The sequence below is a fragment of the Priestia sp. YIM B13490 genome (genome assembly GCF_042787735.1).
In the GTDB taxonomy this organism is placed as follows: domain Bacteria; phylum Bacillota; class Bacilli; order Bacillales; family Bacillaceae_H; genus Priestia; species Priestia megaterium.
In genome coordinates this window covers 14,224-39,953 of sequence record NZ_JBHZOT010000005.1, presented here as the reverse complement: position 1 = coordinate 39,953, position 25,730 = coordinate 14,224, and the positions used below count along the sequence as shown (strand labels likewise).

The window sequence follows — 25,730 nt, the reverse complement described above, 5'->3', positions numbered from 1 at the left end:
GCATACGTTGGAACATTCACACTACTTATTCGCCGTTTGAAAATCTGTAGATTCATCTTTTGTTTGAAGCTCTGCAGCTTCAAAAGAAATGGAATATCCGATGAATACACCATATAAAATATAAATACAGAGGGATGAAATAATCGTGTTAGCTGGAAGCTCTCCAATTGTTTTTAAGTTGGGAAAGAGCGGATTCAAAACAACGAATACAATTGCCCACCATAATAAGCCGTAAGCAAAACCTATCCAAATTGTTTTAAACTTCTTTAATAGGACGTAGTATAACAACCCGACAACAATAGATAATACCCCTATAAGAAAAATACTGACGATAACACCTATTCCTTTATCCTTCCAATCACCTAATGCCCATGGATCTAAAAGCATATTTGGATTGATAACACTAAAGCTGAACAGATAATTTAAATAGCCAATAAAGCTCCAGAAAATCCCTCCAAAAAAGGAAATAAAGATGGCTTTAAATAAAAAAGACATTTCCTGTTTATGCGTAGGGTGGTTATCCTGTTTTTTTTCATGCTGTTCTTTAGGTTCTGACATATTAATCACCTCTTGATGTAGTATGAACTTTTTTCTCATTTCCTACTGACTCATTTCTAAGTTTTTACGTTTATTACTCTTCCTATACGCAAGAAGGGAGCCTGATATCAAAGAGACATTTTTAAACTACTTCGCACAGAGTTTCATAAACAAATTTTATAAGTGAAAGGAAAAAAATTCATAACAAGGGTGTGGAGATGAAAAATATTGGCTAAACTAGATAACATGCATCCGCCTAGAGGTTTATTTGATTTTGCTGTAGAATATAAAATACTAAGAAGTCTAGTCTAGTTAAGTTAGGTTGGTGCCTGAAATGTCTAAATTGCAAAAACCTGCGTATGGTGGTCAAGCCGTTATAGAAGGCGTCATGTTCGGTGGCAAACGTATGATGGTGACGGCTATTCGTCGCAAAGATCAATCTATTGATTATTTTCATTCAAAAAGAAAATCAAATTCCGTACTCACTGCTTTAAAAAAAATTCCTTTTTTACGAGGAATTGCTGCTATTGTTGAAGCCAGTGCAAACGGTACGCAGCACTTGAACTTTTCCTCTGAACGCTATGACGTGAATCCAGAAGATGATGCTCAAGTAGCAGAAGAACAACAAAAAGAGAAAAAAGAATCAAAACTATCTTTAATATTTGGCGTTGCAACTATTGGTGTAATATCCTTTCTTTTCGGGAAAGTACTATTTACATTGATTCCTGTGTTTTTAGCACAATTGACACGTCCTGTTTTCACTTCAAGTGTAGCTCAGGTTTTTATTGAAGGAGTATTTAAACTATTATTGCTCCTTGGCTATATTTATGTGATTTCACAAACGCCACTTATTAAACGGGTGTTTCAATATCATGGAGCAGAACACAAGGTCATTAATGCATATGAAAACAATGCTGAACTTACGGTAGAAGCCGTGCAAGCACAATCTCGACTTCATTATCGCTGCGGAAGTAGCTTTATCCTCTTTACCGTAGTTGTAGGAATGTTTGTCTACCTACTCGTTCCAACGGATCCTCTTTGGTTACGAATTGTGGATCGCCTTGCATTAATCCCAGTTGTCCTTGGTTTATCATTTGAAGTGTTACAGTTAACCAATAAAGTTCGTCATGTCCCTCTTCTTCGCTTTTTAGGTTATCCCGGTTTATGGCTTCAGCTTTTAACAACCAAAGAACCAAAAGATGATCAAGTTGAAGTTGCGATTGCTTCATTTAAAGAACTTTTACGCGTTGAAAATGAACTTTCTTCTACCACTGACGAACAAGTTGTCTAATCCACACCGTTTTGCTTTCTTTTTTTACTATTTTAGGAGGTGAACAAAATGAGACGTCCATTCGTGAAACCACTTGTATATGGTCTAATCGGGTTAGGAGTCATTGGCTTTGCATTTACGTTGATTACAGATCCAGCTGTTTTATTACGTCAAGCAGGTTATATTTTTCTGTTTATCATTTTGTTTTACTTAGTTTATCGGTTTATTCTCCGCCCTTCTCAGACAAAAGGTCAAGATAGAGGCTATGTGCGCGCAGTAAAACAATCAAAACTGCGTCAAAAAGAAAAAGAGCGAGGAAGCAACAAAGTTGATATGCATACGTACCGAAGCTCAAATAAGCGCCCGGTATCCAAATCAACGAAACCGCTAAAGAAAAAGAAAAACAACTCACACTTGACCGTCATCGAAGGTAAAAAAGGAAAAAAGAAAAATAGAGCATTCTTTTAAAAAAACAAGGAGAAAAACCTCCTTGTTTTTTTAATAGCACCATTTTTTCAAAAATGCCCTTGTACGCTTTTTACCAAACGCAATCAGCTCTTCCTTCCGTTCTTCTGTGAGGGTAAATTCTGTCGCAAAAACTTGATTAACAGGTAAAAAGATAATATTTTTTTCGTGACGTTTTGAAATATGTCTTGCATCGTGCGCATCTTTCATCGTCTCAAAAAGCGCACTGAATAAACCAACGGCATTCTTAATTTTATTCCGTTCCCTTTCTTCGTCCTTCGGGCTCAGCTTCACCCCAATTACCGGTCGTTTCTTAAGACTTTTATCATCATCAAACAGAAAAATTGGAAAGTTGCTTAACACGCCCCCGTCAACTATTAAACTGCTTGGGGTAGATTTTAATTTAACCGGCTCAAAAAAATATGGAATGCTGCAGCTCATTCGAACGGCTCTTGCTACAGAAAAGCGATTCGGGTCGATTTGATATTTAGGCAAATCATCTGGAAGAACAAGCATCGTACTGTTGGTCAAATCTGAAGCAATAATACGCAGCGACTGATCAGGCAAATCAGCAAATGTACGAATTCCTCTGCTCCGCAATTTTTCAGCAATCCACTTTTCAAGCCTTTCTCCTTTATATAATCCCATTTTCCAATATAAAAACAGCCACTTTGTCAAGCTTGATGGTAAAAAAGACATTCTTTGATCTAAAAAAGACGATAACTCAATTTCATTCATCATTTCAACAATTTCTTCACTTGTATAACCGGCTGCTACAAATGCACAAATAATGGAACCCGCACTCGTTCCGGCTAACCGCCGAAAGATCAAGCCTTTTTCTTCTAGAGCTTGTAACGCGCCAATCAGTGCAAGCCCTTTAATACCGCCACCTGAAAACACTCCGTCGACGTACACAGCCTCTCCTCCAAACTACCCACTCTACATTTGTAGTCGACTCAGCAACAAGTTATGATAAAAAGAAAAAAAGCAGTGACGCTATTGGCCGCTGCTTTTTTCTTATAATTTTTGTTCTTCTTCATTTCGTTTTTGTACATTGCGAAGATCTTGAATACGGTTATGATTTTCTTCAAAGTATTGAACCAAATCTCCAATTCGATCAATGGAATTCCAGCTTAAATGATGTTCAATTCCTTCTACGTCATCATAAATATTTTTCTCATCTACGCCAATGATGCGCAGCAGCTGCTCTAAAAGCTCGTGGCGATAAACAAGACGTTTTCCAATCTTCTGCCCCTTAGCTGTTAAAACAAGGCCTCGATATTTTTCATAAATTAAGTACTCATCTTTGTCTAGCTTTTGAACCATCTTCGTTACAGATGAGGGGTGAACCGCCAATGCATCAGCAATATCAGACACTCGAGCGTATCCTTTATCTTCAATTAGCATATATATTTGTTCAATATAATCTTCCATACTCGGTGTAGGCATGAAATCTCCCCCAATTAATATTATGTATTGCTAATAATAAGTCATAAATGTCTGTTTCTTATAGTGATATCGTGTTCATGTTTGATAATCTATGTGAAAAAAACGTGTAAATAAAGCGATGTCATAAGATAAAACTGGATAAAAGACATTCAATTAAAATCATACTACAATGCTTATTCAAATACAAGAACCGTTCGATCTCGCTTCTTATTTATGCCCCATTTTTATACATAATAAAAGCTGACTCGTTTGAGTCAGCTTTTACTAGTCAATCATATTCAAAATTAAAGGCCGCATTTCAGCTGTGCACCACAGTTTGTACATGTGTTGCATCCGCCCATTTCTTCTACCGTTCCTTGACGGCAAACCGGACACGTATTACCTACTTCAGAACCGATTGTTACATCAGTTGAACGAATTTCATTAATTGTATCAACTAACACAACGTGCGGTTTCGTTTCTTCTTTTGGCGCTTCAATTTCTTCATCAAACGTATTTTCTTCTGCTTTTAGCGTTAAGACTTGTGCATCACGGCTGCCGTCTACGTACACCGTACCGCCTTTTGCTCCGCCTTTATACAGACGCTCGTACACTTTTTGAACTTGCTCTACCGTGTAACCGCGAGGAGCGTTTACTGTTTTACTAATTGAACTGTCAATCCAGCGCTGAATCACACATTGCACATCCGCGTGAGCTTGTGGTGCAAGTTCCATAGCTGAAATGAACCATTCAGGAAGGTTGTTTGGATCTGCTTCTGGATGCTGATCTAAATACTCTTGAACGATATCAGCTTTTACTTCAATAAATTTACCTAAACGGCCGCTTCGGAAGTATGAGAATGAGAAATAAGGTTCAAGACCCGTTGATACTCCAACCATTGTTCCAGTACTGCCTGTTGGCGCTACTGTTAATAAATGAGAGTTTCGGATACCGTTCTCTTTAATGTTTTCACGAATATCTTCAGGCATTTTTTTCATGAAGCCTGTATTTGTGAATGCTTCACGTAAAGAAGCCGTTTCAGCATCTGTTTCGCCTACTAAGAACGGGAAGCTTCCTTTTTCTTTTCCAAGCTCTACAGACGCGCGGTAAGCCGTCGTTGCAATTGTTTCAAACACTTTATCTACTAACTCATTGCCTTTGTCAGAGCCGTACTCTGTTTCACAATAAATAAGAAGATCGTGAAGACCCATTACACCAAGGCCAACGCGGCGTTCGCCAAGCGCTTGCTTTTGGTTTTCTTTTAAGAAATAAGGAGTTGCATCAATAACGTTATCTTGCATTCTAACGCCTGTCTCAACCGTTTGACGTAACTTTTCAAAGTTAACAGTTTTCGTTTCTTTATCTGCCATTTGCGCTAGGTTAACAGCAGCTAAGTTGCAGACAGAAAATGGTGCAAGTGGTTGTTCACCACATGGATTTGTTGCAACAACGTGCTGACCATATGCTTGAGCATTTGTCATATCATTAGCATTGTCAAAGAAGAAAATGCCTGGTTCAGCTGAGTACGTTGCACAAATATTAATTAAGTTCCATAGCTCTTTTGCACGGATAGTACGATACGTACGAACTTTGTTTCCTTGTTTTGCCCATTCGCGCACGTCACCTACTTCGTGCCAGTTTTCATTGTAGTTAGCCATTTCTTCTTTTGAATAGCTTTCTACGTCTGGGAAGCGAAGTTCGTATTCTCCGTCGTTTTCAACAGCATCCATAAAATCTTTTGTTAAGCATACAGAAATGTTTGCTCCTGTTAAAAACTCTGAGTTATGAACGCTGTACGTTCCGCCTGTTTGCAGCTTTTCTTCTGCATCTTTGATGATTTTTTCACTGAACCCACCAAGACCAGGAATTTGTTTATAGTTAATGATTCCTTGGTACATCGCTTCTTCAGACTCTGTTAGCGGCGTGAACTTCAATTTATCTTGCGCATGTTTTTTAATCATTTCGTCATTTGTGTTTTCAATTAAGAAACGTAAAATGCGAGGGTTTTGCATTTTAGAAATAATAAATTCTACAATGTCAGGATGCCAGTCGGCAAGCATGATCATTTGGGCCCCACGACGTGACCCACCTTGCTCAACAAGATGCGTCAGTTTAGCAATATCATCTAACCATGAAACCGAACCAGATGATTTACCGTTTACACCGCGAGCCAGCGTGTTGCGTGGGCGAAGAGTTGAACCATTCGTTCCAACACCGCCTCCACGGCTCATGATTTCCATTACTTGTTTGCGGTGTTCTGAAATACCTTCACGTGAATCTTTTACATAAGGCATTACATAACAGTTGAAGTACGTTACGTCCGTATCAGCACCTGCACCGTAAAGAACGCGGCCAGCTGGTACAAAGTTTAGCTGAACAAGCTCTTGATAGAACTTTTCAAACCACTCTTTGCGCTTTTCTTCTGTTTTTTCCACAGAAGCTAAGCCTGTTGCATTACGTTTTGCAATTTGCTCATAGAAGACTTCTAGAGGTTTTTCAATGACATCTAAAGAACGAGTAATTAATCCGTTTTCTGCTTCTTCAGGCGATAAAGCTCCTCTAAACTCATCTTCTACCTTGACAACAGCGGTTTTTTGCTCAAAATTAATGCTTTCCACATAGCCAAGTCCTCGTGCTGGAAATTTTGGATCTTCCTTTACGGTTAGAACAACAAAATCTCCTTCTGATAACGTTAATTTTTCCGTATCTTTAAACGCATAACGGTCTAACATTACCAATCTTGAAACACCTTTATGAGTCAACTTCATATCCGGTGTAATCGGATGTACTTGCGGAAAGCGTTCAATATCTGAATTGAGCTTTTCAACATTCATATTCACTTTTTGATTTAACAAAACAGTCATTCTCACAACTCCTTACCTATCGAACATCTATAAATTTATTAACTTTATTTCCTTTTAAAGGAAATAAAGTTTTCAATCAACTATCAATAACTTACCACACGGCTTGGACGAATTCAATATATAGTATTTGACACTTCCCCAAACATCTACATATAGAAGGGTGTCAAGTGAAATATTTTTTTTTTCGTAAAAAAAGTGTTTGACTTTTCTTCCCTATGTATTCTATTAGCCAAGCATTGTTTCTAAAAATCCCACTAAAAAGTGCAACTTATAAGAAGTTGCACTTTTATCTATTTCCCATGGGCATCCGTTTAGCGCTTAAAGTTCCATTCATCCGATCCGTACTTTGTGCGCGCTAGTTCTTCTACATATGCTTCCTCTTCTTCAGACAGTGTATACGGTTCTAAATCGATATCAAGAGCAGAAGCAAATCCTTTATAAAACGCTTCTTTTGCTTCTTCAATAGAGATTTTGCGGCCCGCAATTGCATTGATGGCTACCGCTTTAGAACGAAATGCGCGCTGCATTCTTTCTTTCACGCGATCATTTGGATAATTAAACACACTGAATAATTTATCTTCATCAATCTCTAACAGAATAGAGCCGTGCTGTAGAATAACTCCTTTTTGTCTAGTTTGGGCACTTCCAGCAATCTTGCGGCCCTCTACAACTAGTTCATACCAAGAAGGAGCATCAAAGCACACGGACGAACGAGGGTTTTTTAAGCTATTTTTTTCTTCTTCTGAACGAGGAATAGCAAAATAAGCCTCGAGCCCTAACGAACGAAATCCTTCCAGTAAACCTTCAGAGATTACGCGATATGCCTCTGTAACTGTCTTGGGCATGTTAGGATACTCTTCAGATACAATTACGCTGTAAGTAAGCTCTTCATCGTGAAGCACGCCCCTGCCGCCCGTTGGACGTCTTACAAAGCCTAGCCCTAATTCTTTTACTTTATCAAAGTTAATTTCTTTTTCAGCTTTTTGAAAATAACCGATTGACAGCGTTGGAGGGTTCCATCCGTAAAAACGAATCGTAGGTGGAATTTCTCCTTTACTATGCCATTCTAATAACGCTTCATCTAACGCCATATTGTAATAAGGCGAACGGTTGTTGGAATCAATAAATCTCCACTTTGCTTTCATCTACCTCATCCTCAGCTATATGTAATATAAAAAATAAATCCGTTTTTTAGTCTACCAAAAGATTGAGCTAAGGAAAAGCAAAGAGCAACATAAAACTGTGAATTCAAATGTGGTAGTTTTTTCATTTCCGGGAAGAAATCCGCTAGATTCAAGGCAAAATCGCTTTACTTCTAATTTCATTCACTTATATAATAAGAGTATGGATTTTGTCGAAGAAAGGAAGAATCAGCATGTCAGCAATTACAGCAGTACTCATTTTACTTGGAGTAATCATCATATACTCTGTCGTTATGTTCTTTGTCCAACGTCGCATTATGAAAACGTTAACTGAAGAAGAATTCCGCAGCGGCTACCGCAAGGCACAGCTAGTTGATATTCGTGAACCGAATGAATTCGAAAACGGACATATTTTAGGCGCACGAAATATTCCTCTTTCACAGTTCCGTATGCGCATTAAAGAATTTCGTCCAGATCAGCCTGTCTACATCTATTGTCAAAGCGGAATGCGCACAGGACGCGCAGCACAAATGCTTCGTCGCCACGGTGTTCAAGAAATCTATGATTTAAAAGGCGGCTTCAAAATGTGGAACGGTAAAGTGAAAAAGAAAAAATAATGGTATGTATATAGAAAAACCTCGCCTTTGGGCGAGGTTTTTTGTTAGACGTTTTGAACAGCCTGTTCTTTCTGATAGCGAAGAACTGGCTTTCTCGCTGCCAGCGTTTCATCAAGGCGCTTCACAACCGTTGTATGCGGAGCTTCCTGTACGACTTCAGGCGTTTCTTCTGCTTCTTTTGCAATTTGAATCATCGCATCGATAAACGCATCTAGCGTTTCTTTCGACTCCGTTTCCGTTGGTTCGATCATCATGCACTCTTCTACGATAAGCGGGAAGTAGATAGTCGGCGGATGATAGCCAAAATCAAGCAGTCGTTTCGCAATATCCAATGTGCGCACGCCAAGCTTTTTCTGACGTTTTCCAGATAAAACAAATTCGTGCTTACAGTGACGGTCAAACGGAAGCTCATAGTGTTCTGCTAAACGACGCATCATATAGTTGGCATTTAGCACAGCGTTTTCCGTCACAGCTTTTAAGCCGTCTGGACCCATTGAACGAATATACGTATAAGCGCGAACGTTGATACCGAAGTTGCCGTAAAACGGCTTTACACGTCCAATTGACTGAGGACGGTTATAGTCAAAGTGATAGCCTTCTTCTGTTTTCACAAGCACTGGTTTAGGCAAATACGGAATTAACTCTGCTTTTACCCCTACCGGACCAGAGCCAGGACCGCCTCCTCCATGAGGGCCTGTAAACGTTTTATGAAGGTTTAAATGAACAACGTCAAACCCCATATCTCCAGGACGGGCTTTACTTAATACTGCGTTTAAATTTGCACCATCATAATAAAGCTTTCCACCTGCTGCGTGAACAATTTCAGCCATTTCTAAAATATCTTCTTCAAATAATCCCAGCGTATTTGGGTTTGTTAACATTAACGCGGCTGTATCTTCTCCTACTACGCGGCGTAAATCCTCTAAGTCCACTAAACCATGTTCGTTTGATTTTACCGTCACCGTTTCAAATCCCGCAACTGTTGCCGAAGCCGGGTTCGTTCCGTGAGCTGAGTCTGGAACAATGACTTTTGTTCGCTGCGTCTCACCATTTGCTTCATGATAGGCACGAATCATCATAAGCCCGGTCCACTCGCCGTGAGCACCTGCTGCTGGCTGAAGTGTTACTTCATCCATTCCTGTAATTTCTGTTAAATGCTCTTGTAAATCATATAAAAGTTCGAGAGCACCTTGAACCGTTTGCTCATCTTGAAGCGGATGAATATGCGCAAACCCAGCAATGCGTGCTGCTTGTTCATTCACTTTGGGATTATATTTCATCGTACATGAACCAAGCGGATAAAACCCTGAGTCTACCCCGTGATTTCGTTTTGAAAGCGCGGTGTAATGACGCATAATATCGAGTTCTGATACTTCAGGAAGCTCAGGAGCTTTGGTACGCACATACGCTTTCCCAAGCAGTTCTTCAGCATTTACTTGCGGCACATCTAACTCTGGCAATGAATAGCCGATTCGCCCTTCTTTACTGCTTTCAAAAATAAGTGATTGATTTTGATTAAGCATGAAGATCCCCCAATTCATTTACAAGTTGGTCAATTTCCTCTTTTGTACGGAGCTCTGTAAAAGCAAGCAGCATGTGATTTTCATGCGCTTGGTTATCACGGCTAAGATCATAACCGCCAATTATTTTTGATGCTAATAAATGATTGTTTGCTTCTGTTACCGAAACCGGAAGCTTCACGACTAATTCGTTAAAAAACGGTCCTTCAAATGCTACATTTACCCCTTTTGCCTTTAACGCTTCATATGCATAATGCGTTTTTGATAAGTTTTGCAGCGCCATTTCTTTTACACCTTGCTTGCCTAAAGCTGTCATTGCAACTGATGCTGCTAAAGCATTTAACGCTTGATTTGAACAAATGTTAGACGTCGCTTTATCGCGGCGTATATGCTGTTCACGCGCTTGAAGGGTTAAAACAAACCCTCGCTTACCGTTTTCATCGACCGTTTGCCCTACTAATCGTCCTGGGATTTTTCGCATAAGCTTAGACGTAGTTGCAAAGTATCCGCAGTGCGGGCCTCCAAATTGACTTGGAATACCAAATGGCTGTGCATCTCCAATGACAATATCAGCTCCGAATTCTCCAGGAGGCGTAAGTAAACCTAATGATAAAGGATTGCTTGAAACCACAAACATGCATTTTTCTTGATGGGTAATTTCTTCAATTTCTTTTAACGGCTCGATTTGTCCGTAGAAATTTGGATACTGGACAATAACAGCTGCCACGTCACTCCCCATCTCTTTTTCTAATGCAATCATATCTGTTACGCCGTCTGCTGAAGGGATTTCTACCACTTCAATGTATTGACCCTTCGCATACGTTTTTAACACATCTTTTGACTCAGGGTGAACAGCCGCAGAGACAAGTACTTTTTTCTTTTTTGTTTGACCCGCACTAAGCATAGCGGCTTCTGCTAAAGCAGTTCCTCCGTCATACATAGAAGAATTAGCCACGTCCATCCCCGTTAACTCACAAATCATTGTTTGAAATTCAAAGATGGCCTGAAGTTCTCCTTGAGAAATTTCCGGTTGATACGGAGTATAGGCCGTATAAAATTCCGAACGAGAAATAACATGATCAACAATAACCGGCATGTAATGATCGTAAACTCCTGCTCCTAAAAAAGAAGCATAGTCTTTTAAATGAGCATTTTTAGCAGCCATACTATTTAATTCTTTTAACAGCTGAGGCTCTGAAGCCGCTTTTTTAATATTGTATTCTCCTTGAAAACGAACGCGCTGCGGAATATCTGAAAATAAATCATCAACAGATGAAACACCAATTGCTGCTAACATTTGCTGCTGATCTTGTTCTGTCATTGGTAAATAGCGATGTAACATGTTAAATTCCTCCCCAAAGCTTACTTTGAACGTTTATAAAAAGGTGTTGAAACCACTTTTGCTTTTAAGCGCTTTTTCCGAACCTGCACTTCCACTTCTTGACCAAGCTCTGTATACTCTGCTGACAATAGTGCTAGACCGATGTTTTTCTTTAATGTCGGTGACTGTGTACCTGTTGTCACAAATCCAATTTGTTCTTCATCTGCAAGTACTTCGTAACCGTGTCTTGGTATACCTTTATCAATCATTTCAATTCCTACCAGCTTACGAGGTGCCCCGCTTTCACGCTGTTCTTTTAACACTTCTTTTCCAATAAAGCTGTCTTTGTTCGTCTTTACTGCAAATCCAATTCGAGCTTCAATGGGCGTAATATCTTTTGAAAGCTCTTGGCCATATAAAGCCAAAGTAGCTTCAAAACGAAGCGTATCGCGAGCACCTAATCCGCAAGGCAGCACACCTTCATCACTGCCTGCTTCTAAAATAGCTGTCCACAAGTGAGCTGCGTCAGCTGAAGAACAATAAATTTCAAAGCCATCTTCCCCGGTGTACCCAGTACGTGAAACGAGAGCTTTTACATTCGCTACTTCTACATCATCAGCAAATGTAAATGGCTTTAACAAAGCTAAATTTTCGTTCGTTAACGTTTGTAAAACTTTTTCTGCTACAGGACCTTGCAAAGCTAGCTGCGCAGTTTCATCAGACTGATTAACGAGCGTTACATCTCCTTGTTTGTGAGACACCAGCCACTCATAGTCTTTTTGAATATTAGCAGCGTTTACGACTAGCAAATACTCTTGATCTGCTTTTTTATAAATCAGCAAATCATCTACCGTGCCTCCGTCTTCATAACACATAGCCGTATACTGCGCTTTTCCATCTACGAGGGTAGAAACGTCATTTGTCATCGTGTGCTGAAGAAAAGCTAAGCTATCAGCTCCTGTTACAAGAATTTCTCCCATATGAGAGACATCAAAAAGGCCTGCCTTTGTACGTACAGCTTCATGCTCTTCTTTAATAGAAGAAAATTGAACGGGAAGAGCCCATCCTCCAAAATCAATTGTTTTGGCACCATATTTTTGATAGGTATCATAAAGCGGCGTTTTGTGTAATTCTGTTGTCATATTTATGTCCTCCTCTTTTTCACGTGAAACTTTTCATAACGGGGAGTTTTCAAATAGTGTGGGGATCACTATTTATCCAAACAAAAAAGGACAGAAAACCCCCTACTGTATTTAGTAGGAAGTCTCTGTCCTTTTCACCTGAAAGTTTACCTATAAATGAATAGGTTTGCCTCGTGGGTGGTCTATAAACGCATAGACGCTCTCCAGAGCTGCGTCAAACAAGAGTCTTTTTGCCTGAGAGATTCACAATTTTATTGCTTGCTCCTTCGGCGCTACATTCAAGTAGTCTCTCCCCGTGTCGTCATTCGCTTCTATAAAGTTGGTAAAGTTGGGCATACTACTGAAAGATGTATCTATCTTTATTCACACAATCATTTGTAAAGTGCTAATCTATTTTCTTTTTCAAATTTTCTAAATATATTTTTATCCTACCTGATTCTTATCATTTGTTCAATAAAAATTTTTCACAAAGGAGCATTTTTATCATGAAAGTGAAATTAAACATCGATGAAACATGGGAAGCAGCCTTCTCAACTAAATTGGAGCAAGACGGCCCTTGGTCTGCATGGGATTTGTATAAACTTGCCTATGAAATAGAAGACCAAACGCTTATCTCAGAATTTGAAGGACTACAAAGCCCAAAACATCTAGCCGATTTAACGCCGCTTCCTCATCAGCTCGAAGTAGCCAAACAAGTAGTTGAAACAATGAATGGGAAAGCCATTTTAGCAGATGAAGTAGGACTGGGCAAAACGATTGAAGCAGGGTTAATTTTGAAGGAATATATGATTCGCGGACTTGTTAAAAAAGTTCTCATTTTAGTTCCAGCTTCGCTTGTTTCACAGTGGGCTATGGAATTGAACCAAAAATTTTATATTCCCGCAGTCCCTCAAAGAAAATCATACGTGTGGGATCAGTGTGACATCGTTGTGTCTTCAATTGATACAGCAAAACGTTCTCCTCATCGAGAAATTGTGCTAGAACAAGACTACGACCTCATCATCATTGATGAAGCTCATAAACTTAAAAACAACAAAACAAAAAACTATGAATTTGTGCAAAGTCTAAAAAAGAAATTTTGTCTGTTGCTAACCGCAACACCGATTCAAAATCGAATTGAAGAAATTTTTAACTTAGTCTCTCTTTTAAAGCCTGGTCATCTCGGCAATAAAGACTATTTCGAAGAATTATTTTCCGCTAAAAAACGCTCTTTGCAAAACGATGAACACTTAAAAGAGCTTGTTAACAAAGTTATGATTCGAAATCGCCGCCACGATACGGGTATCGAATGGACAAAGCGAATTGTTCAAACCATTCCTGTTGAATTCTCGCCGAAAGAACGGGAGCTATACGATGCGATTACATCTTTTAAAGGAAACGGACTCCACCCTTCAAGCGCTTTTTCAATTTTAACCCTGCAGCGAGAGGCCTGCAGCAGCCGTGAAGCGGTGTATATGACATTAAAAAACATGCTGGAACGTCAGGAAGATCCAAACAGCGCATTAACGGAACATATGATTACTCCGTTAATGGAACTACTTCAGCAAGTTCCGCAAAATGCAAAAGCAGAAAAAGTGCTAGAACTCGTTCAGAAAATTGATGATAAAGTCATTATTTTTACTGAGTACAGAGCAACTCAACTGTATTTACAGTGGTATTTAAAACAGCATGGAATTACCTCTGTACCTTTTAGAGGCGGATTTAAGCGAGGTAAAAAAGACTGGATGAAGCAGCTTTTTGAAAGCCACGCGCAAGTATTTATTGCCACTGAAGCAGGCGGAGAAGGAATCAATCTTCAGTTTTGTCATCATATCATTAACTATGATCTGCCGTGGAATCCAATGCGTCTAGAACAGCGAATTGGAAGGGTCCATCGTTTAGGTCAAAAACATGATGTTCACATTTACAATTTAGCCATTCAACATACGGTCGAAGAACATATTTTAAAATTGTTATACGAAAAAATAAACCTTTTTGAACGAGTTGTTGGAGAGCTAGATGATATTTTAACAAAGCTTGATTTAAAAAATATCGAAGAGCATATTCAGGATATTTTATTTCATTCACGGAGTGAAGGAGAAATAAAAATCAAAATGGAGAACTTGACGTCTATTATTCAATACGAAGACAGCGAGGAGGATCAGCATGCAGCAAACTGATATTCATCAATTTTTAAAGCGTTATTTTCTAGCTAATAATTGTTCTATTGTCACAGAAACATCTTCTTACCTGACGGTTCAATTAACGATTGAACTCGATAAAGAATTGATGAATCGTCCATTTTATTGGCACTATATTGAAAAGACGGGAGGAGAAGCAACTCCTGCTTCGCTCACTTTCATTACAGACCCAGCATTTGAAGACGATTCCGTTCAAGGAGAACGAATTCATTTCGGTTCACCTAGGCTGCACCAAATTTTCGCTTCTACTCAAAAACTAGGCGGGTTTATTCACTTGTATGAACAAGTTGCATCAGCTCAGCCAACAAATCAGCCTTTACACCCTTGGCTTGCATTAAATATTAAAGTCTCATACAAATGCGATCGTAAAAAAGATGAGCTCTTGTCGCTTGGCATTAATTTAATCAATGGACAGATTATTGAATCATTTCATGAATTAATCATTAATCAAAATTTGTCATCTAAAATCTCAGACTATTGCTTTACTCTCTCACCTTTTATTAAACCTAAAAGTGCCATCGCACGACTCACATCATATGTGACTGACTATGTTAAAGCTCAGCCAACTGAATGGGCTGAAAAAGCGCAGGAGAGATGGTATGAAGACTTAGCGCTTCTTGATCATTTTTACGAAACAGCAGAAGAGCTACCAGAAATATATATGACCGAAAAAACAGCGCTTCAAGAACTGTACGAGCCGACTATCTTGTTTAAGTTTATAAACGGTGGCTTATTTTACATATCGCCTGAAACGATGTCTCGTCAATTTAACAAAACACAAGCCGGTTAAAAAAAAGATGAGCATATGATATGCTCATCTTTCTTTTTTCTTTCGATACCACAGCATAAACGACAGCGGAATCATTCCAAACCATCTGTTTGCAAAAGGTGCTCGCTCTTCTTTTTTTTGAATTTTTTTCGTTTTCCTCTCTTCTTTTGGCTGATCCATATATTGTACAAATTGCTGAGTCATATATTTTACATAATCATTCGTTTTCATATAATCAACTCCTCAGCACTATTATATCCGGAGAGAAAGAGACTTAATCCGTCCACTTCACAATGTGCTGATCCTTTTTTTGAATATATGCCGTTTCCGTCAATGCTCTTCCTTGCAATGTTTGACATTTTATTTTTAGGATAATCATCTGTTCATCTTCACTTACTACTTCGTATGAAACCGTACCAGTTTCTAATACTAAAGATGCAAATGGAGATTTATTATGTTCTTTTATTTCTTTTTTTACATGTACAACCGCGTTTTCTAAAAGATGCTGCAGGCGATTTTTCTGCTCTACTTCTTGATAAAATGAACTTTTCGTCACAAAATAAGTGGTTTGCTGAGCTACTAACAGAAGAAAAAGCGCACAAAATGCCAAAACAACGGGGAGAATAAATCCTTGCTCATTATGTTTCATGAGCAAGCATCAAAAACGTCGTAATGGTTTCTTCTCTAACTTTGTTCACACGGTCTGTTGAACGAATTAACAGCCTTTCTTTTTGCTGTTCATACATAATATTCTTAATGTGCTGCAGCACAACTTCATGACCGCTTTCATCCACTCGTCTTCTTATCTTGTCTTCATAGCGTTCATAAGTGATGATCTGATTATTTTCCATTTTCAACGTAAGCGTAGTCGCATGAATTCCTACTTCTTTTGCTTCTCGATATTCCATAGCAAGTTGATTCACAAAGATTTCCCATTCCATTTCATTCATACTAAAGTCCGGATTATATGTTTGCTTCGCTAGCGGAATGATAATGGGGAAAAATGAAACAATGATCAAAAAAAGAGTAAAACTGACTAACATCTCTACAAGCGTAAAACCTTTTTCCCTTTTCACTTCAACATCACATCACACTTCTTTTTCATTTTCTCAGCGGAATCTGTCCATTCTACACAAAGCTTTTGAGCACTTTCTCCGTCCCACTTCAGATAAAACGCAACGTTTTCTTTTACGATTTTTTCTCGCCGTTTATATCCTGCTTCATATTTATATTTCAATAGCTCTTCGTGCAAGATAGCATCGGCTTGATACGAAACATATTGCTTCTTTTCTGCTTCCTTCATCTGAACATACAAAGGAATAATTGTACCGGTTAGGAGTAAAAGCATACTAAATGAAACAAGCATTTCTAACAAAGTGTAGCCCTGCTGACCCTTACATCTTGTCCACATAAAAACGCCCTCTGCCTATTTGAAAAATAACTTTATATTTAAATTTTTGATTGCTGATAAAAATGGTCTTCGCTTGAGAAATATTGCCGTTTTTGTTGTATTGTATCGTGGAATTTCCGCTTCCAAACGTGATATGAATGGTGGAGTCATAGGCGCGCTTATAAAGAACGGTACGAGAATCAGAAACAATATATTCTGTTCCCTTCGGTGCGAAGTTAATTTTAATTGGAGATTCTCTGTTCATGGCTGTCTGCTGCACATAAAACGTGTCGCTTTGCAGCTGTCGCAAAAATAATGTGATTTTGTAATATTCCACAAGCGGACGAATGGCTACAATAATGGAAAACATCATCACTTGCACAATAAATAAAACCATCAGCATCTCAATGAGGGTAAATCCTTTTTGCTTAAGAAGAACCACTAGCTGTAACCTTTCCGGTACCGTCAATTTGAATGGCTTGACCATTTGGACACACGGTGCCTTCTTTTAAGTAGCCTCCTGCTTCAAGCTCTTCTAGACTTGGTTTTTCGCCATTTTCAAGTTCGTATACTTGTACCTCAGCCTCTACGGTTTTGACAAGAGCTGAGCAGCCTTTGTTGTTAATAACCGTATTATGCTTTAATACATTTGGAATCATAATGAGCAAAAGCACGGTAATAACGAGCATAACAATGAGCATTTCAATAAGGGTAAATCCTTTATCACCTTTTAGAATCATATTCTTTCCCCTTTCTACAAGCTCGACATCACTTCTAACATCGGAAGCATAACGGACATATACATAAGCAGAATGACAATTCCGATGAATAAGAATGTAAGCGGCTGTACATATTTTAAAATACGAAAAATAAACTGTTCCATTCTTTCCATCATAAATAGACTGTAATCATACAGTTCTTGAGAAAGCTCACCGTTCTGCTGGCCATGCACAATAACGTGTGCCAAGTCTTTTTCATAATGAGATTTACCTGAAACGATATGATCTAATCGCATTCCTGAGGAAAGTTGATCTGTAAAAGCAAAAGCTTCCACTTGAAAAAACGGATGATGCTCTTGCTTTTGAAAAAGAGCAAAGCATTCATAAATAGATAAACCACCATTTAGTAAATTGCTCATATGAACAGAAAAAAAGTACGAGTTAAATAGCCGTGTGAACGTTCGGATAACGGGAACTCTCATAAAGAGCTGCATTTGAACTACTGGAGGCAATTTTTTAATGTACATCACATAAAACAAATACAGGATGATTGGCATACTGATGACTGCAGGCAATACAAAAGGAAAGAACGACATCGCCTGCATAAATAAGAGGATAAACGAAGACTGCTTGTTTCCAAAGGATAAGTACAGAGCTTCAAACTGTGGAAGTAAAACCGTACTTAAAACAAATAAAATGGAAAGAATAAACAGCAGTAGCAATACGGGATATTGAACAAGCTTTTGAAATTTTTTACGATGCCTTACTTTTTCTTCAATCATTGAGCTGCTTTCTTTTAAAGCAAATTGAAGGTTTCCATGCTGTTCCGCAAAATATAAATAGCTTAAAATATCACGGTGAAACTGAAGTTTAACAAAAGCATCGTGCAAAGATTCTCCTCGTTTTAACTGCTCAAGACATTTTTCAATATCCGTTTTTTCTTTGTTAGATACTTGAAACGTCAAAAACGAAAGAGCTTGAGAAAGAGTATAGCCTTTTTCCAAGAGCTTAGAGACCTGCTTAAGAATTTTCGCTTGCTGAGCAAGAGACCACCTTTTTTGTCTATTTGTCTTTATCCCCATCCGTCTAGCGAATGCGGATATAAATAGCCTAGCGCGATTCCTTTTAGAATAACATCTCGGAGCGTCTTATAATCATAATCCGCATTTTCTCCTTTCACTTCTCTCATCACTGCGCTAAGCTCCTTGCCATAAAGCAATTCGTATATGCTGGACTGACGATGCTTCCTCATTTTTTTACAAGCGGGGTGGCATTTTCCGGAACACAGCGGACAGCGAATTTCTACAAGGCGCTGTGCAGCTACTGCTACAAGAGTCTGTTCCATTTCTTGAAAGCTAACGCCAAACTCAAGCAGCCTGTACAAAGACCCTTTTGTATCTTTAGTATGCATTGTTGTCAAAACCAAGTGTCCGGTAAGCGCTGCTCTCACAGCAATTTTGGCAGTCTCACTATCTCTTATTTCTCCCACCATGATAATGTCTGGGTCATGGCGCAATATAGCTTTTAAACCAGTCGTGTACGTAATTCCCGCCCGTTCATTTACCTGTACTTGAAGCACAGTTTCACTCGGTTTTTCAATAGGATCTTCTAGTGTAATAACATTTCGATTAAAAAGGTGCTTTACTTCGTGTAAAAGAGTATATAGAGTAGTGGTTTTACCTGATCCTGTAGGACCGGTAAAAATAATTAATCCATGAGAGAATTTCAAGAGAGAAATAAGCTTTTTAGTATGTTCAGGAAAAAGAGATAAATGTTTGAGAGATGTAGATTGTTGATGAGGCAAAAGCCGAATAACAAGACTTTCATCATTAGAAGTAGGAAGAGTTGATAAACGCAAATTTACTTGATAGTGATCAATGGAAGTCGTCAATGCACCATTTTGAGGTTTTCTGCGCTCGCCAATATCCATTCCCCCTAAAAATTTAAAATGCGAAATGAGCCGTTCAGACATTTCCTTTGAAATAACCCTCTTTAAAATAAGCTCCTGGTCAATTCGCAGCTGAATCACAGCACCTTTCTTTCGGGGTACAATATGCACATCAGAACTTCGGCACTCATATGCATCTCGTATAACGTAAGTAGCAAACTGTTCAATTTCGGTCAAACGATCATCACTCCTTTATTTGTAATCAAGATGATTGGTAAAACATCTAGAAACAGTAATTTCGACCTTTTTCGAGATTTTCCTCCTTCTTTTTTCATTTTTTATAATTTTTTTAGTATACGCTTCTTTTCTTCCCTTCAGTCCTTGTACACGATGTACAACTTCTGTACACCTCTAAACAACTACATAAAAAAAGACAACGTGATGTAAAACTCTACGCTGTCGTTTTATTCATTATTTACTGAATTGAGCTTCTTCATCATGTACGCTTACACAACTAGAGAAGCAAGACTTGTTTTTTTCTTGACTAAATTTTTAAGAGCAGATTCGTTATAGCCTACTACAAGCTTTTTACCATCTGTTAAAATTGGTCGGCGAAGCAAACGAGGATGTTCAATTAATAGATTGACCACTTCTGATAGCGTCATGCTATCCACATCAACATTTAACTTTTTATATTCTTGACTTCTTTTAGCAAGAAGTTCATCCATCCCTTCTGTTGTCATAGAAAGAAGTTCAAGCATTTCTTTATGAGTAGGTGTTTCTCTAAATAAATGACGCTCTTTAAAATTTACATCTTCCTTCACTAGCCACTTTTTCGTTTTACGACAAGATGTACAGCTCGGGTACGTATAAAATTTAATTTCTTCCATATGAAACCCTCCCGTTTTTTTAGTTATAGATTGTTTATATACATTGTACACGTTTTGTATAACCTTTGTATAGTATTTTGCACATGTTTTGTATAACTTTTTTTCTTCTGTCGTATTTCAAGGAAAAGATAGCGTTTTCAGGAAAGAAAGGATGTATTATAATGGAAAAGTATCGATATAGTTTCATAAGTGCTTTCTAGTGCTTACACAGCGATGACATTCATCATGACACTAACTAAGTTTGATAAAGGAGGAAATGGACGTGGAACGAATGTACCGTGTAATGGGGTTCTGGACAGCAATTTTCACTGTAATGTTTTACCTCGGTCACATGCATAAGACTTCTTTACTCTTTTTAGCTCAAACAGGCTTTTTTGTAATTCTTAGTTATTTAAAGCTGTCTGAAAGAATGTACATTTACGTTTTCGGAGCATATTTGACCGTCTTTTTTGTGGGGTTCACGTACTGGTCAACTTTTATGATGACACCAGGACAGTAAAGAGAAAAGCGATGGGCTTCCATCGCTTTTTGTATTCTTAAAAACCATTTAGGAAAGGATTTTGATCCATTTCGTGCCCCACAGTTGTTTCAGGTCCGTGACCGCTTAGTACAAGCGTATCTTCTGGAAGGGACAGCAATTTCGATTCGATGCTTTCTAACAGCTGAGCTTGATTGCCTCCAGGTAAATCTGTGCGTCCAATGCCGCCTGCAAAAAGCGCGTCACCAGATACTACAAAGTTACCCGGTTTAAAATAATATGAAACGCTGCCAGGAGAATGGCCAGGCGTTTCGTACACCTCAAATTGGAATGAGCCAATTGTTAAATTGCCTTCGATTGAAATAATATCAGTTGCATCTGGAGCCGTAATTTCTCCTAAATCAAAAAATTTCGAACCGTTTAAATCACTATTATGAAGCCATTCTTTTTCATTTTTATGTACATAAAGCGGGATAGAGTAGTGATTCATCACTTCATCTACTCCTCCAATGTGATCAAAATGAGCGTGTGTCAGCAAAATAGCCAACGGTTTATACGTTTGTTTTTCTAGAAATTCAACGAGCTGTTTCCCCTGAGCTCCCGGGTCAAAAACTAAACACTCTTTTTTTTCGTTAGCAACGACATAACAATTCGTTTGAATAGGTCCTAGCGGTATACGATGATAGTTCATAATGTATCCTCCTTGTAAAATTTATTTCCGTTATATGCATTATCATACACACATCATCTTATAAATGAAAGTAAGGACCTTTCTAAGCTAATAAGGCGAAAGAAAGATTGGTTTTCATCTCGACAAACGGTTAGAAAAGTTTTACAATTAAAGGGATAAGCTAATGATAGCGCTTTAATTTTAAGTTGCCTAAAGGAGGTTTCTTCGAGTGGGTCTTATGATTATTTTTGCACTAACAACATTGCTAGGCGTATTTGCAGCTATTTCATCTTTTAGAAATAAAAACATATTAGGCATTGGTTTTTCGGTACTAACATTCGGTGTGTTCGGATGGTTTACCGTGATGACCATTATACATCACGGTTATCCGGCGGTACATCATTAAAAAAGCCACGCAAAGCATATGCTTTGCGTGGCTTTTCAAATAGATAGATATTCCATTGCCGCAACTAAAATAGCTTTAGTCGGATTATATACGCGCGACATTTGAGATAGAGGCAGCGGATTAATTCCTTTCCCCAGTTCTAAAGTGAACCCTAGCTTTTTCTTTTCTAAAATAAACCAATCCTTAAATCCAGCGTGACTATCAATCGTTTTGACTGCTTTATAACCGCTTACCCTTTCAAAATAACTGGCTATTTCCTCCGCTTCCTTCGGCTCTTCATTCATATACCCCCAGTAAAATTCTTCTCCTTGGGTATGTAAAGCGATCACACAATCAAAATCATGACGCTCAACGAGTTTTACCATTGCCTGCGCTTCAGGTTCAGACAGAGATTCATAGCCTGGAAAGTCCCGATAATGCGGAGCTTTAGGTTCTTTGCGCTTTTTTTCAATTTCCCAATAAGCCGGAAACTGATTGTTTAAGTCTACCCCTCGGATATTTGCTTTCCAGCTTTGAAAATCAGGAAAATCTCTTCCTATTTTAGAAAGAAAAGACGCATAAGGTTCACTTACAGCAGGACCTTTTAAGACCAAATCTACTCCGTCTGGATTAACAATCGGAACCGCAGAAAGCGTAATTTGATTAAAAAGAGCTCTTGCTTCCTGCCCGTTCAACGCCTTGTCGTAATGAAGAGCAGCTAAATAATCTTCAACAAACTGTAGAAGAACATTTGTCGTAATCCATTCATTGGCATGAAAAGACGCATTAATATGAACCTTTCTTTCTCCGTTTCCAATTAAAATATGAGGAATCGGCTTTCCAAGCACGCTGCACCCTATCCATTCAAGAGAACCATAGGGGTAGTACGTCAAAAGTGTTTGGATATCTTGTATTGTTCGCATGTAATCGTAGGGCTTTTGGATATCTACAATTTGCATAATCTTCACTCCTTTACACTATGTATATGTAAAGATTGAAAAGATGCATGATAAAAAAGCGCTTTGACTAAATGTCAAAGCGCTTTTTTATCTCAGTTAGATTCTTGCTTATTATTCAAAATAAGATTTAACTAACCAAGCTCCTCCAATAATTCCCGCATCGTTTCCTAAAGTAGCGATTGCTAGTTCAGCACCTTGCGCTACGCGAGGAAATGCAAAACGTTTGAAATAATCTCTTACCGGTGCAAGTAATACCTCGCCTGCACGAGACACACCGCCGCCTAGAACGATCTTCTCAGGGTTTAATGCATTAGCAGAGTTTGCTAGTGCCAGACCTAAATGAAAAGCAACTTTATCTACAACATGCATAGCTAACTCGTCTTTTGAACGAGCTGCATCAAATACATCTTTAGATGTAACTTGTCCATTTTGTTCTAACACCGTGCGAAGCTCACTTGGTTTGTCCGTTTCCGTTAATTCTTCCATTGTTAAACGTACAATTCCAGTTGCTGAAGCAATGGTTTCTAAACAGCCGGTTTTACCGCAGTTACACGGTGCCCCGCCTTCAGGAATAGAAGTAATGTGCCCGATCTCACCAGCGGCTCCATTTACGCCTTGTACAATTTCACCGTTTGCAATGACGCCACCGCCAACGCCTGTGCCAAGCGTAACGCAAAGTAAATCTTTTGCTCCATCTCCAGCACCCTTCCACATTTCTCCAATCGCTGCAATGTTTGCATCATTGTCTACTACAACAGGAAGAGAAGTTTCTACTTCCAAGATATCTTTGATAGGGAATTTTTCCCAGCCTAAATTGACAGCTACTTCAATCGAACCGTTTGCAAAGTTAACAGGCCCCGGTGCACCAATACCAATTCCTACTAACCTTGATTTTACTTCTCCAAGATCGTTTAACTTTTTATCAATTGCTTTTGCAATATCCGTTGGAATTTTACGGCCTTGCTCGCTCACATCCGTATTAATTTCCCACTTGTGAATGATTTCTCCATAATGATTAATAAAGGCCATTTTTATTGTTGTACCGCCTAAATCAACTCCAACTAACCATTTGTCATCCATGTTCATTCATCCTTTTTCTCTTTTTGTTGTTTTAACTCTCGACGAAGCAAAAGAATTGCCATTTGGTAATCACGTACATCAATCAAGTTAGACTGATATAGCTCTTTTACTTCCGCTTCCATCAGCTCTAAATCAGCAATACGATCGCCCACGTATATAAAAATGCCGAAGGACTTTAATAATTGTTGTACATCATATAACGTATTCATTCTGTCACCTTTATCCTATTTTCTAGGTGATATGATTCATTTATTTTGAGATAACTCAACAGTCATTCAGTCATAAACAGCGGCCGTATTTAACGCCCACTGCTAGGTCTACATATTAATATTCTAGTAAACGTTCTCACAATAGTAAAGTATAAAATATTAAATTCGTCATTCAACAATTTTAATTTCCTATCTCTTGCTTCAGCTTTTCGTATTTTTCATTTTGCGGTTCAAGCGCAATTGCTTTATCGATATTTTGTGTGGCCGCTGGAATATCATTCAGTTTCATATTCACCAGAGCTAAATTGTAATACGCCTCATGAAAAGTTGAATCATACTTTACAGCCTGATTCAATTGCTGTTTAGCTTCTTTATAATTTTCAAGATAAAATTCTGCGTTAGCACTGACGAAATACACGTTACTATTTCCTGTTCCTTTTTCAACAAAAAGCTTAATGGCATCTTTTGCTTCTTCATACTGCTTCTGCTGAAGATACGTAGCCGCTACGCTAAGTGCATAGGGCTCATCTTGATAAACAGAACGCTCATGATATCCATAAAAAAGCAGACTTCCTACTAATAAAAGCGTGCAAATGAAAGCTGGAATCTGAATATACAGCTTTTTTTGTTTCGGTAAACTGACGATGCTCGCAGCTAAAAATCCGCCAACCAAACCGCCAATATGCCCTGCATTATCGACGTTCGGCGCAACAAATCCAAAAATCAAGTTAATCACAATGATGACAATGAAACTCGATCCCATTGTTCGAAAAAAGAAGCGTGGATTTGTTCTTGCTAAAAACAGTAAAGCTCCAAAGCAACCGAAAATGGCCCCTGAGGCTCCTGCGGAAATGGACGTATTCCATATAAAACTTCCTAGAGATCCTGCAAACCCGGCAAATATATAAATAAAGACAAAACGCCCGCTGCCATATATCCTCTCTACAAGCGTTCCTAAATAATACAGGGCTACACTATTCATAAGCAAATGCAGAAGTCCTATATGCAAAATTATAGGTGTAAAAAAACGCCACCATTCGCCTTCCATAATTAAGGGGTTGTATTTAGCTCCGTATTGAATCAGAGTGAGTGTATTTTGTGTACTGCTCTTCCACTCCAGAAATAGAAACATTAAGATTTGCAGCGCTAAAAATATATATGTAAAAATAGGCTTCCCGTATCCAGCTATTTGCTGTTCTTCGCTTTGCTTTTTCTGTACAAAAAGCACAATTTTATGTTTCCACTGCTCTATTTGCTGTGCTTCTTCTTCGGAGGAGAAATTGTCTGCGCTTTCTAATGTAAGACCCAGCCGTTCGAATAGAGGTTCATAAGCGCTTGCTTTCTCTGCCGTTAATTGTTCAACATAACTATTCACTTTAGAGGGACTTGGCGCACTTTCTAAGGACTGCTCTGTATAAAAAGGATCAAAATCAGCAAAGTAAATCGTGTTAAGAGTAAGCGTTGATTTACCTCTTTGCTTTCGCACATTCTCAGCTCTTTGTAATGCATACAATACATCTTTTTGCTGCTCAACGGCTGATTTAAAATTCCGGCGGACTATGCGGACAATTGACTTATCTTTGCGATGCGAAGATTGAAACCATAGCTCTGAAGCATCAGCTTTCATCGAAATCAACTCATATGAAGAATGGCCAAGCAATTGCTGTGCCAGCTGCCAATAATAAAAATCTTGCCTAGACAAATAGTCACCTCCTCATACTCTCTATATGTAAAGATGGCAGAAAGCCAGGAAAAAAGCAACGATTTTCCCTTTTTCTTTTTCTACAAAAAAACACCTTACAGGTCT

At 38.6% G+C, this 25,730-nt stretch carries 29 protein-coding genes and 1 riboswitch; of the genes, 7 read left to right on the top strand and 22 right to left on the bottom strand.

Annotated elements, in window-relative coordinates; translation table 11 throughout:
* Nucleotides 1–21: 21 nt before the first annotated feature.
* Complete coding sequence (locus ACFX4R_RS16465) at nucleotides 22–558, bottom strand: YqhR family membrane protein (RefSeq protein WP_016765547.1); 537 nt, start codon at nucleotides 556–558, stop codon at nucleotides 22–24.
* 313 nt (nucleotides 559–871) lie between these two features.
* On the opposite strand from ACFX4R_RS16465, the gene ACFX4R_RS16460 reads away from it, so the two are divergent.
* Nucleotides 872–1,828: a DUF1385 domain-containing protein gene (locus ACFX4R_RS16460; protein ID WP_013085002.1), complete on the top strand. Its 957-nt coding sequence runs from the start codon at nucleotides 872–874 to the stop codon at nucleotides 1,826–1,828.
* Between the two features lie 48 nt (nucleotides 1,829–1,876).
* Nucleotides 1,877–2,275 carry an SA1362 family protein gene (locus ACFX4R_RS16455; protein WP_013059160.1) on the top strand — a complete coding sequence of 133 codons (399 nt, stop codon included), beginning with the start codon at nucleotides 1,877–1,879 and terminating at the stop codon, nucleotides 2,273–2,275.
* A gap of 30 nt (nucleotides 2,276–2,305) precedes the next feature.
* Here ACFX4R_RS16455 and ACFX4R_RS16450 read toward each other — a convergent pair whose 3' ends face one another.
* The 4 genes from ACFX4R_RS16450 to ACFX4R_RS16435 form a co-directional block, all read right to left on the bottom strand.
* On the bottom strand, nucleotides 2,306–3,187 hold the full coding sequence (locus ACFX4R_RS16450; RefSeq protein ID WP_016765549.1) for a patatin-like phospholipase family protein: 882 nt from the start codon (nucleotides 3,185–3,187) through the stop codon (nucleotides 2,306–2,308).
* A 102-nt stretch (nucleotides 3,188–3,289) separates the two neighbouring features.
* Nucleotides 3,290–3,721, bottom strand: coding sequence for a transcriptional regulator MntR (gene mntR / locus ACFX4R_RS16445; protein ID WP_013085004.1), 432 nt, complete (start codon nucleotides 3,719–3,721; stop codon nucleotides 3,290–3,292).
* Between the two features lie 284 nt (nucleotides 3,722–4,005).
* A complete protein-coding gene (locus ACFX4R_RS16440) occupies nucleotides 4,006–6,564 on the bottom strand; it encodes a vitamin B12-dependent ribonucleotide reductase (protein WP_377569959.1) in 2,559 nt (852 codons plus the stop codon).
* A gap of 311 nt (nucleotides 6,565–6,875) precedes the next feature.
* Entirely contained in the window at nucleotides 6,876–7,709 is an 834-nt protein-coding gene (locus ACFX4R_RS16435; protein ID WP_013085005.1) for a lipoate--protein ligase family protein, read from the bottom strand.
* A 230-nt stretch (nucleotides 7,710–7,939) separates the two neighbouring features.
* On the opposite strand from ACFX4R_RS16435, the gene ACFX4R_RS16430 reads away from it, so the two are divergent.
* On the top strand, nucleotides 7,940–8,323 hold the full coding sequence (locus ACFX4R_RS16430) for a rhodanese-like domain-containing protein (protein ID WP_013085006.1): 384 nt from the start codon (nucleotides 7,940–7,942) through the stop codon (nucleotides 8,321–8,323).
* Between the two features lie 44 nt (nucleotides 8,324–8,367).
* On the opposite strand, the gene gcvPB is transcribed toward ACFX4R_RS16430, so the two are convergent.
* The 3 genes from gcvPB to gcvT are packed head-to-tail and all read right to left on the bottom strand — an operon-like array spanning nucleotide 8,368 to nucleotide 12,306.
* Nucleotides 8,368–9,846: an aminomethyl-transferring glycine dehydrogenase subunit GcvPB gene (gene gcvPB / locus ACFX4R_RS16425; RefSeq protein WP_043976249.1), complete on the bottom strand. Its 1,479-nt coding sequence runs from the start codon at nucleotides 9,844–9,846 to the stop codon at nucleotides 8,368–8,370.
* Nucleotides 9,839–11,185 (bottom strand): aminomethyl-transferring glycine dehydrogenase subunit GcvPA, encoded by a 1,347-nt coding sequence (gene gcvPA / locus ACFX4R_RS16420; RefSeq protein WP_237074137.1) that lies wholly within the window; start codon nucleotides 11,183–11,185, stop codon nucleotides 9,839–9,841. Before gcvPA ends, gcvPB begins: the two co-directional genes overlap by 8 nt.
* A gap of 20 nt (nucleotides 11,186–11,205) precedes the next feature.
* Entirely contained in the window at nucleotides 11,206–12,306 is a 1,101-nt protein-coding gene (gcvT, locus tag ACFX4R_RS16415; RefSeq protein ID WP_043976245.1) for a glycine cleavage system aminomethyltransferase GcvT, read from the bottom strand.
* Nucleotides 12,307–12,518: 212 nt separating this feature from the next.
* A riboswitch (glycine riboswitch) is annotated at nucleotides 12,519–12,611 on the bottom strand.
* A gap of 180 nt (nucleotides 12,612–12,791) precedes the next feature.
* Here gcvT and ACFX4R_RS16410 point away from each other — a divergent pair.
* A complete protein-coding gene (locus ACFX4R_RS16410) occupies nucleotides 12,792–14,465 on the top strand; it encodes a DEAD/DEAH box helicase (protein ID WP_013085010.1) in 1,674 nt (557 codons plus the stop codon).
* Nucleotides 14,452–15,276, top strand: a complete 825-nt coding sequence (locus tag ACFX4R_RS16405; RefSeq protein WP_013059169.1) for a YqhG family protein — start codon at nucleotides 14,452–14,454, stop codon at nucleotides 15,274–15,276. Before ACFX4R_RS16410 ends, ACFX4R_RS16405 begins: the two co-directional genes overlap by 14 nt.
* A 24-nt stretch (nucleotides 15,277–15,300) precedes the next feature.
* Here ACFX4R_RS16405 and ACFX4R_RS16400 read toward each other — a convergent pair whose 3' ends face one another.
* The 9 genes from ACFX4R_RS16400 to ACFX4R_RS16360 all read right to left on the bottom strand — a co-directional run bounded on the left by ACFX4R_RS16400 (nucleotide 15,301) and on the right by ACFX4R_RS16360 (nucleotide 20,142).
* Nucleotides 15,301–15,486: a YqzE family protein gene (locus ACFX4R_RS16400; protein ID WP_013059170.1), complete on the bottom strand. Its 186-nt coding sequence runs from the start codon at nucleotides 15,484–15,486 to the stop codon at nucleotides 15,301–15,303.
* Between the two features lie 43 nt (nucleotides 15,487–15,529).
* A complete protein-coding gene (comGG, locus tag ACFX4R_RS16395) occupies nucleotides 15,530–15,904 on the bottom strand; it encodes a competence type IV pilus minor pilin ComGG (RefSeq protein WP_043976241.1) in 375 nt (124 codons plus the stop codon).
* Nucleotides 15,894–16,331 carry a competence type IV pilus minor pilin ComGF gene (gene comGF, locus ACFX4R_RS16390; protein ID WP_043976239.1) on the bottom strand — a complete coding sequence of 146 codons (438 nt, stop codon included), beginning with the start codon at nucleotides 16,329–16,331 and terminating at the stop codon, nucleotides 15,894–15,896. Before comGF ends, comGG begins: the two co-directional genes overlap by 11 nt.
* Complete coding sequence (locus tag ACFX4R_RS16385; protein WP_028410645.1) at nucleotides 16,328–16,666, bottom strand: type II secretion system protein; 339 nt, start codon at nucleotides 16,664–16,666, stop codon at nucleotides 16,328–16,330. Before ACFX4R_RS16385 ends, comGF begins: the two co-directional genes overlap by 4 nt.
* Nucleotides 16,650–17,132 (bottom strand): competence type IV pilus minor pilin ComGD, encoded by a 483-nt coding sequence (gene comGD / locus ACFX4R_RS16380; protein ID WP_241771329.1) that lies wholly within the window; start codon nucleotides 17,130–17,132, stop codon nucleotides 16,650–16,652. Before comGD ends, ACFX4R_RS16385 begins: the two co-directional genes overlap by 17 nt.
* On the bottom strand, nucleotides 17,074–17,385 hold the full coding sequence (gene comGC, locus ACFX4R_RS16375) for a competence type IV pilus major pilin ComGC (protein ID WP_013059175.1): 312 nt from the start codon (nucleotides 17,383–17,385) through the stop codon (nucleotides 17,074–17,076). Before comGC ends, comGD begins: the two co-directional genes overlap by 59 nt.
* Before the next feature lie 14 nt (nucleotides 17,386–17,399).
* Entirely contained in the window at nucleotides 17,400–18,446 is a 1,047-nt protein-coding gene (comGB, locus tag ACFX4R_RS16370) for a competence type IV pilus assembly protein ComGB (protein ID WP_097824594.1), read from the bottom strand.
* Nucleotides 18,437–19,489 (bottom strand): competence type IV pilus ATPase ComGA, encoded by a 1,053-nt coding sequence (gene comGA, locus ACFX4R_RS16365; RefSeq protein WP_377569955.1) that lies wholly within the window; start codon nucleotides 19,487–19,489, stop codon nucleotides 18,437–18,439. The genes comGB and comGA overlap by 10 nt, the downstream gene beginning before the upstream one ends.
* Nucleotides 19,490–19,758: 269 nt before the next feature.
* A complete protein-coding gene (locus tag ACFX4R_RS16360) occupies nucleotides 19,759–20,142 on the bottom strand; it encodes a Spx/MgsR family RNA polymerase-binding regulatory protein (RefSeq protein ID WP_013059178.1) in 384 nt (127 codons plus the stop codon).
* Nucleotides 20,143–20,404: 262 nt separating this feature from the next.
* Here ACFX4R_RS16360 and ACFX4R_RS16355 point away from each other — a divergent pair, with 262 nt between their 5' ends.
* Entirely contained in the window at nucleotides 20,405–20,641 is a 237-nt protein-coding gene (locus tag ACFX4R_RS16355) for a DUF2626 domain-containing protein (RefSeq protein WP_013059179.1), read from the top strand.
* A 37-nt stretch (nucleotides 20,642–20,678) separates the two neighbouring features.
* Here ACFX4R_RS16355 and ACFX4R_RS16350 read toward each other — a convergent pair whose 3' ends face one another.
* Complete coding sequence (locus tag ACFX4R_RS16350) at nucleotides 20,679–21,311, bottom strand: MBL fold metallo-hydrolase (RefSeq protein WP_034648929.1); 633 nt, start codon at nucleotides 21,309–21,311, stop codon at nucleotides 20,679–20,681.
* Nucleotides 21,312–21,519: 208 nt separating this feature from the next.
* Here ACFX4R_RS16350 and ACFX4R_RS16345 point away from each other — a divergent pair, with 208 nt between their 5' ends.
* Entirely contained in the window at nucleotides 21,520–21,696 is a 177-nt protein-coding gene (locus ACFX4R_RS16345; RefSeq protein WP_013059181.1) for a DUF2759 domain-containing protein, read from the top strand.
* Between the two features lie 35 nt (nucleotides 21,697–21,731).
* Here ACFX4R_RS16345 and ACFX4R_RS16340 read toward each other — a convergent pair whose 3' ends face one another.
* The 4 genes from ACFX4R_RS16340 to ACFX4R_RS16325 form a co-directional block, all read right to left on the bottom strand.
* The gene (locus ACFX4R_RS16340) at nucleotides 21,732–22,634 is read right to left on the bottom strand and encodes a M14 family metallopeptidase (protein ID WP_043976229.1); all 903 of its coding nucleotides are present in this window, start codon (nucleotides 22,632–22,634) and stop codon (nucleotides 21,732–21,734) included.
* Between the two features lie 111 nt (nucleotides 22,635–22,745).
* Nucleotides 22,746–23,714 (bottom strand): ROK family glucokinase, encoded by a 969-nt coding sequence (locus tag ACFX4R_RS16335; protein ID WP_013059183.1) that lies wholly within the window; start codon nucleotides 23,712–23,714, stop codon nucleotides 22,746–22,748.
* A gap of 2 nt (nucleotides 23,715–23,716) precedes the next feature.
* On the bottom strand, nucleotides 23,717–23,923 hold the full coding sequence (locus ACFX4R_RS16330; RefSeq protein WP_013059184.1) for a YqgQ family protein: 207 nt from the start codon (nucleotides 23,921–23,923) through the stop codon (nucleotides 23,717–23,719).
* A gap of 181 nt (nucleotides 23,924–24,104) precedes the next feature.
* Nucleotides 24,105–25,625 carry a rhomboid family protein gene (locus ACFX4R_RS16325; protein WP_043976226.1) on the bottom strand — a complete coding sequence of 507 codons (1,521 nt, stop codon included), beginning with the start codon at nucleotides 25,623–25,625 and terminating at the stop codon, nucleotides 24,105–24,107.
* Nucleotides 25,626–25,730: the final 105 nt, after the last annotated feature.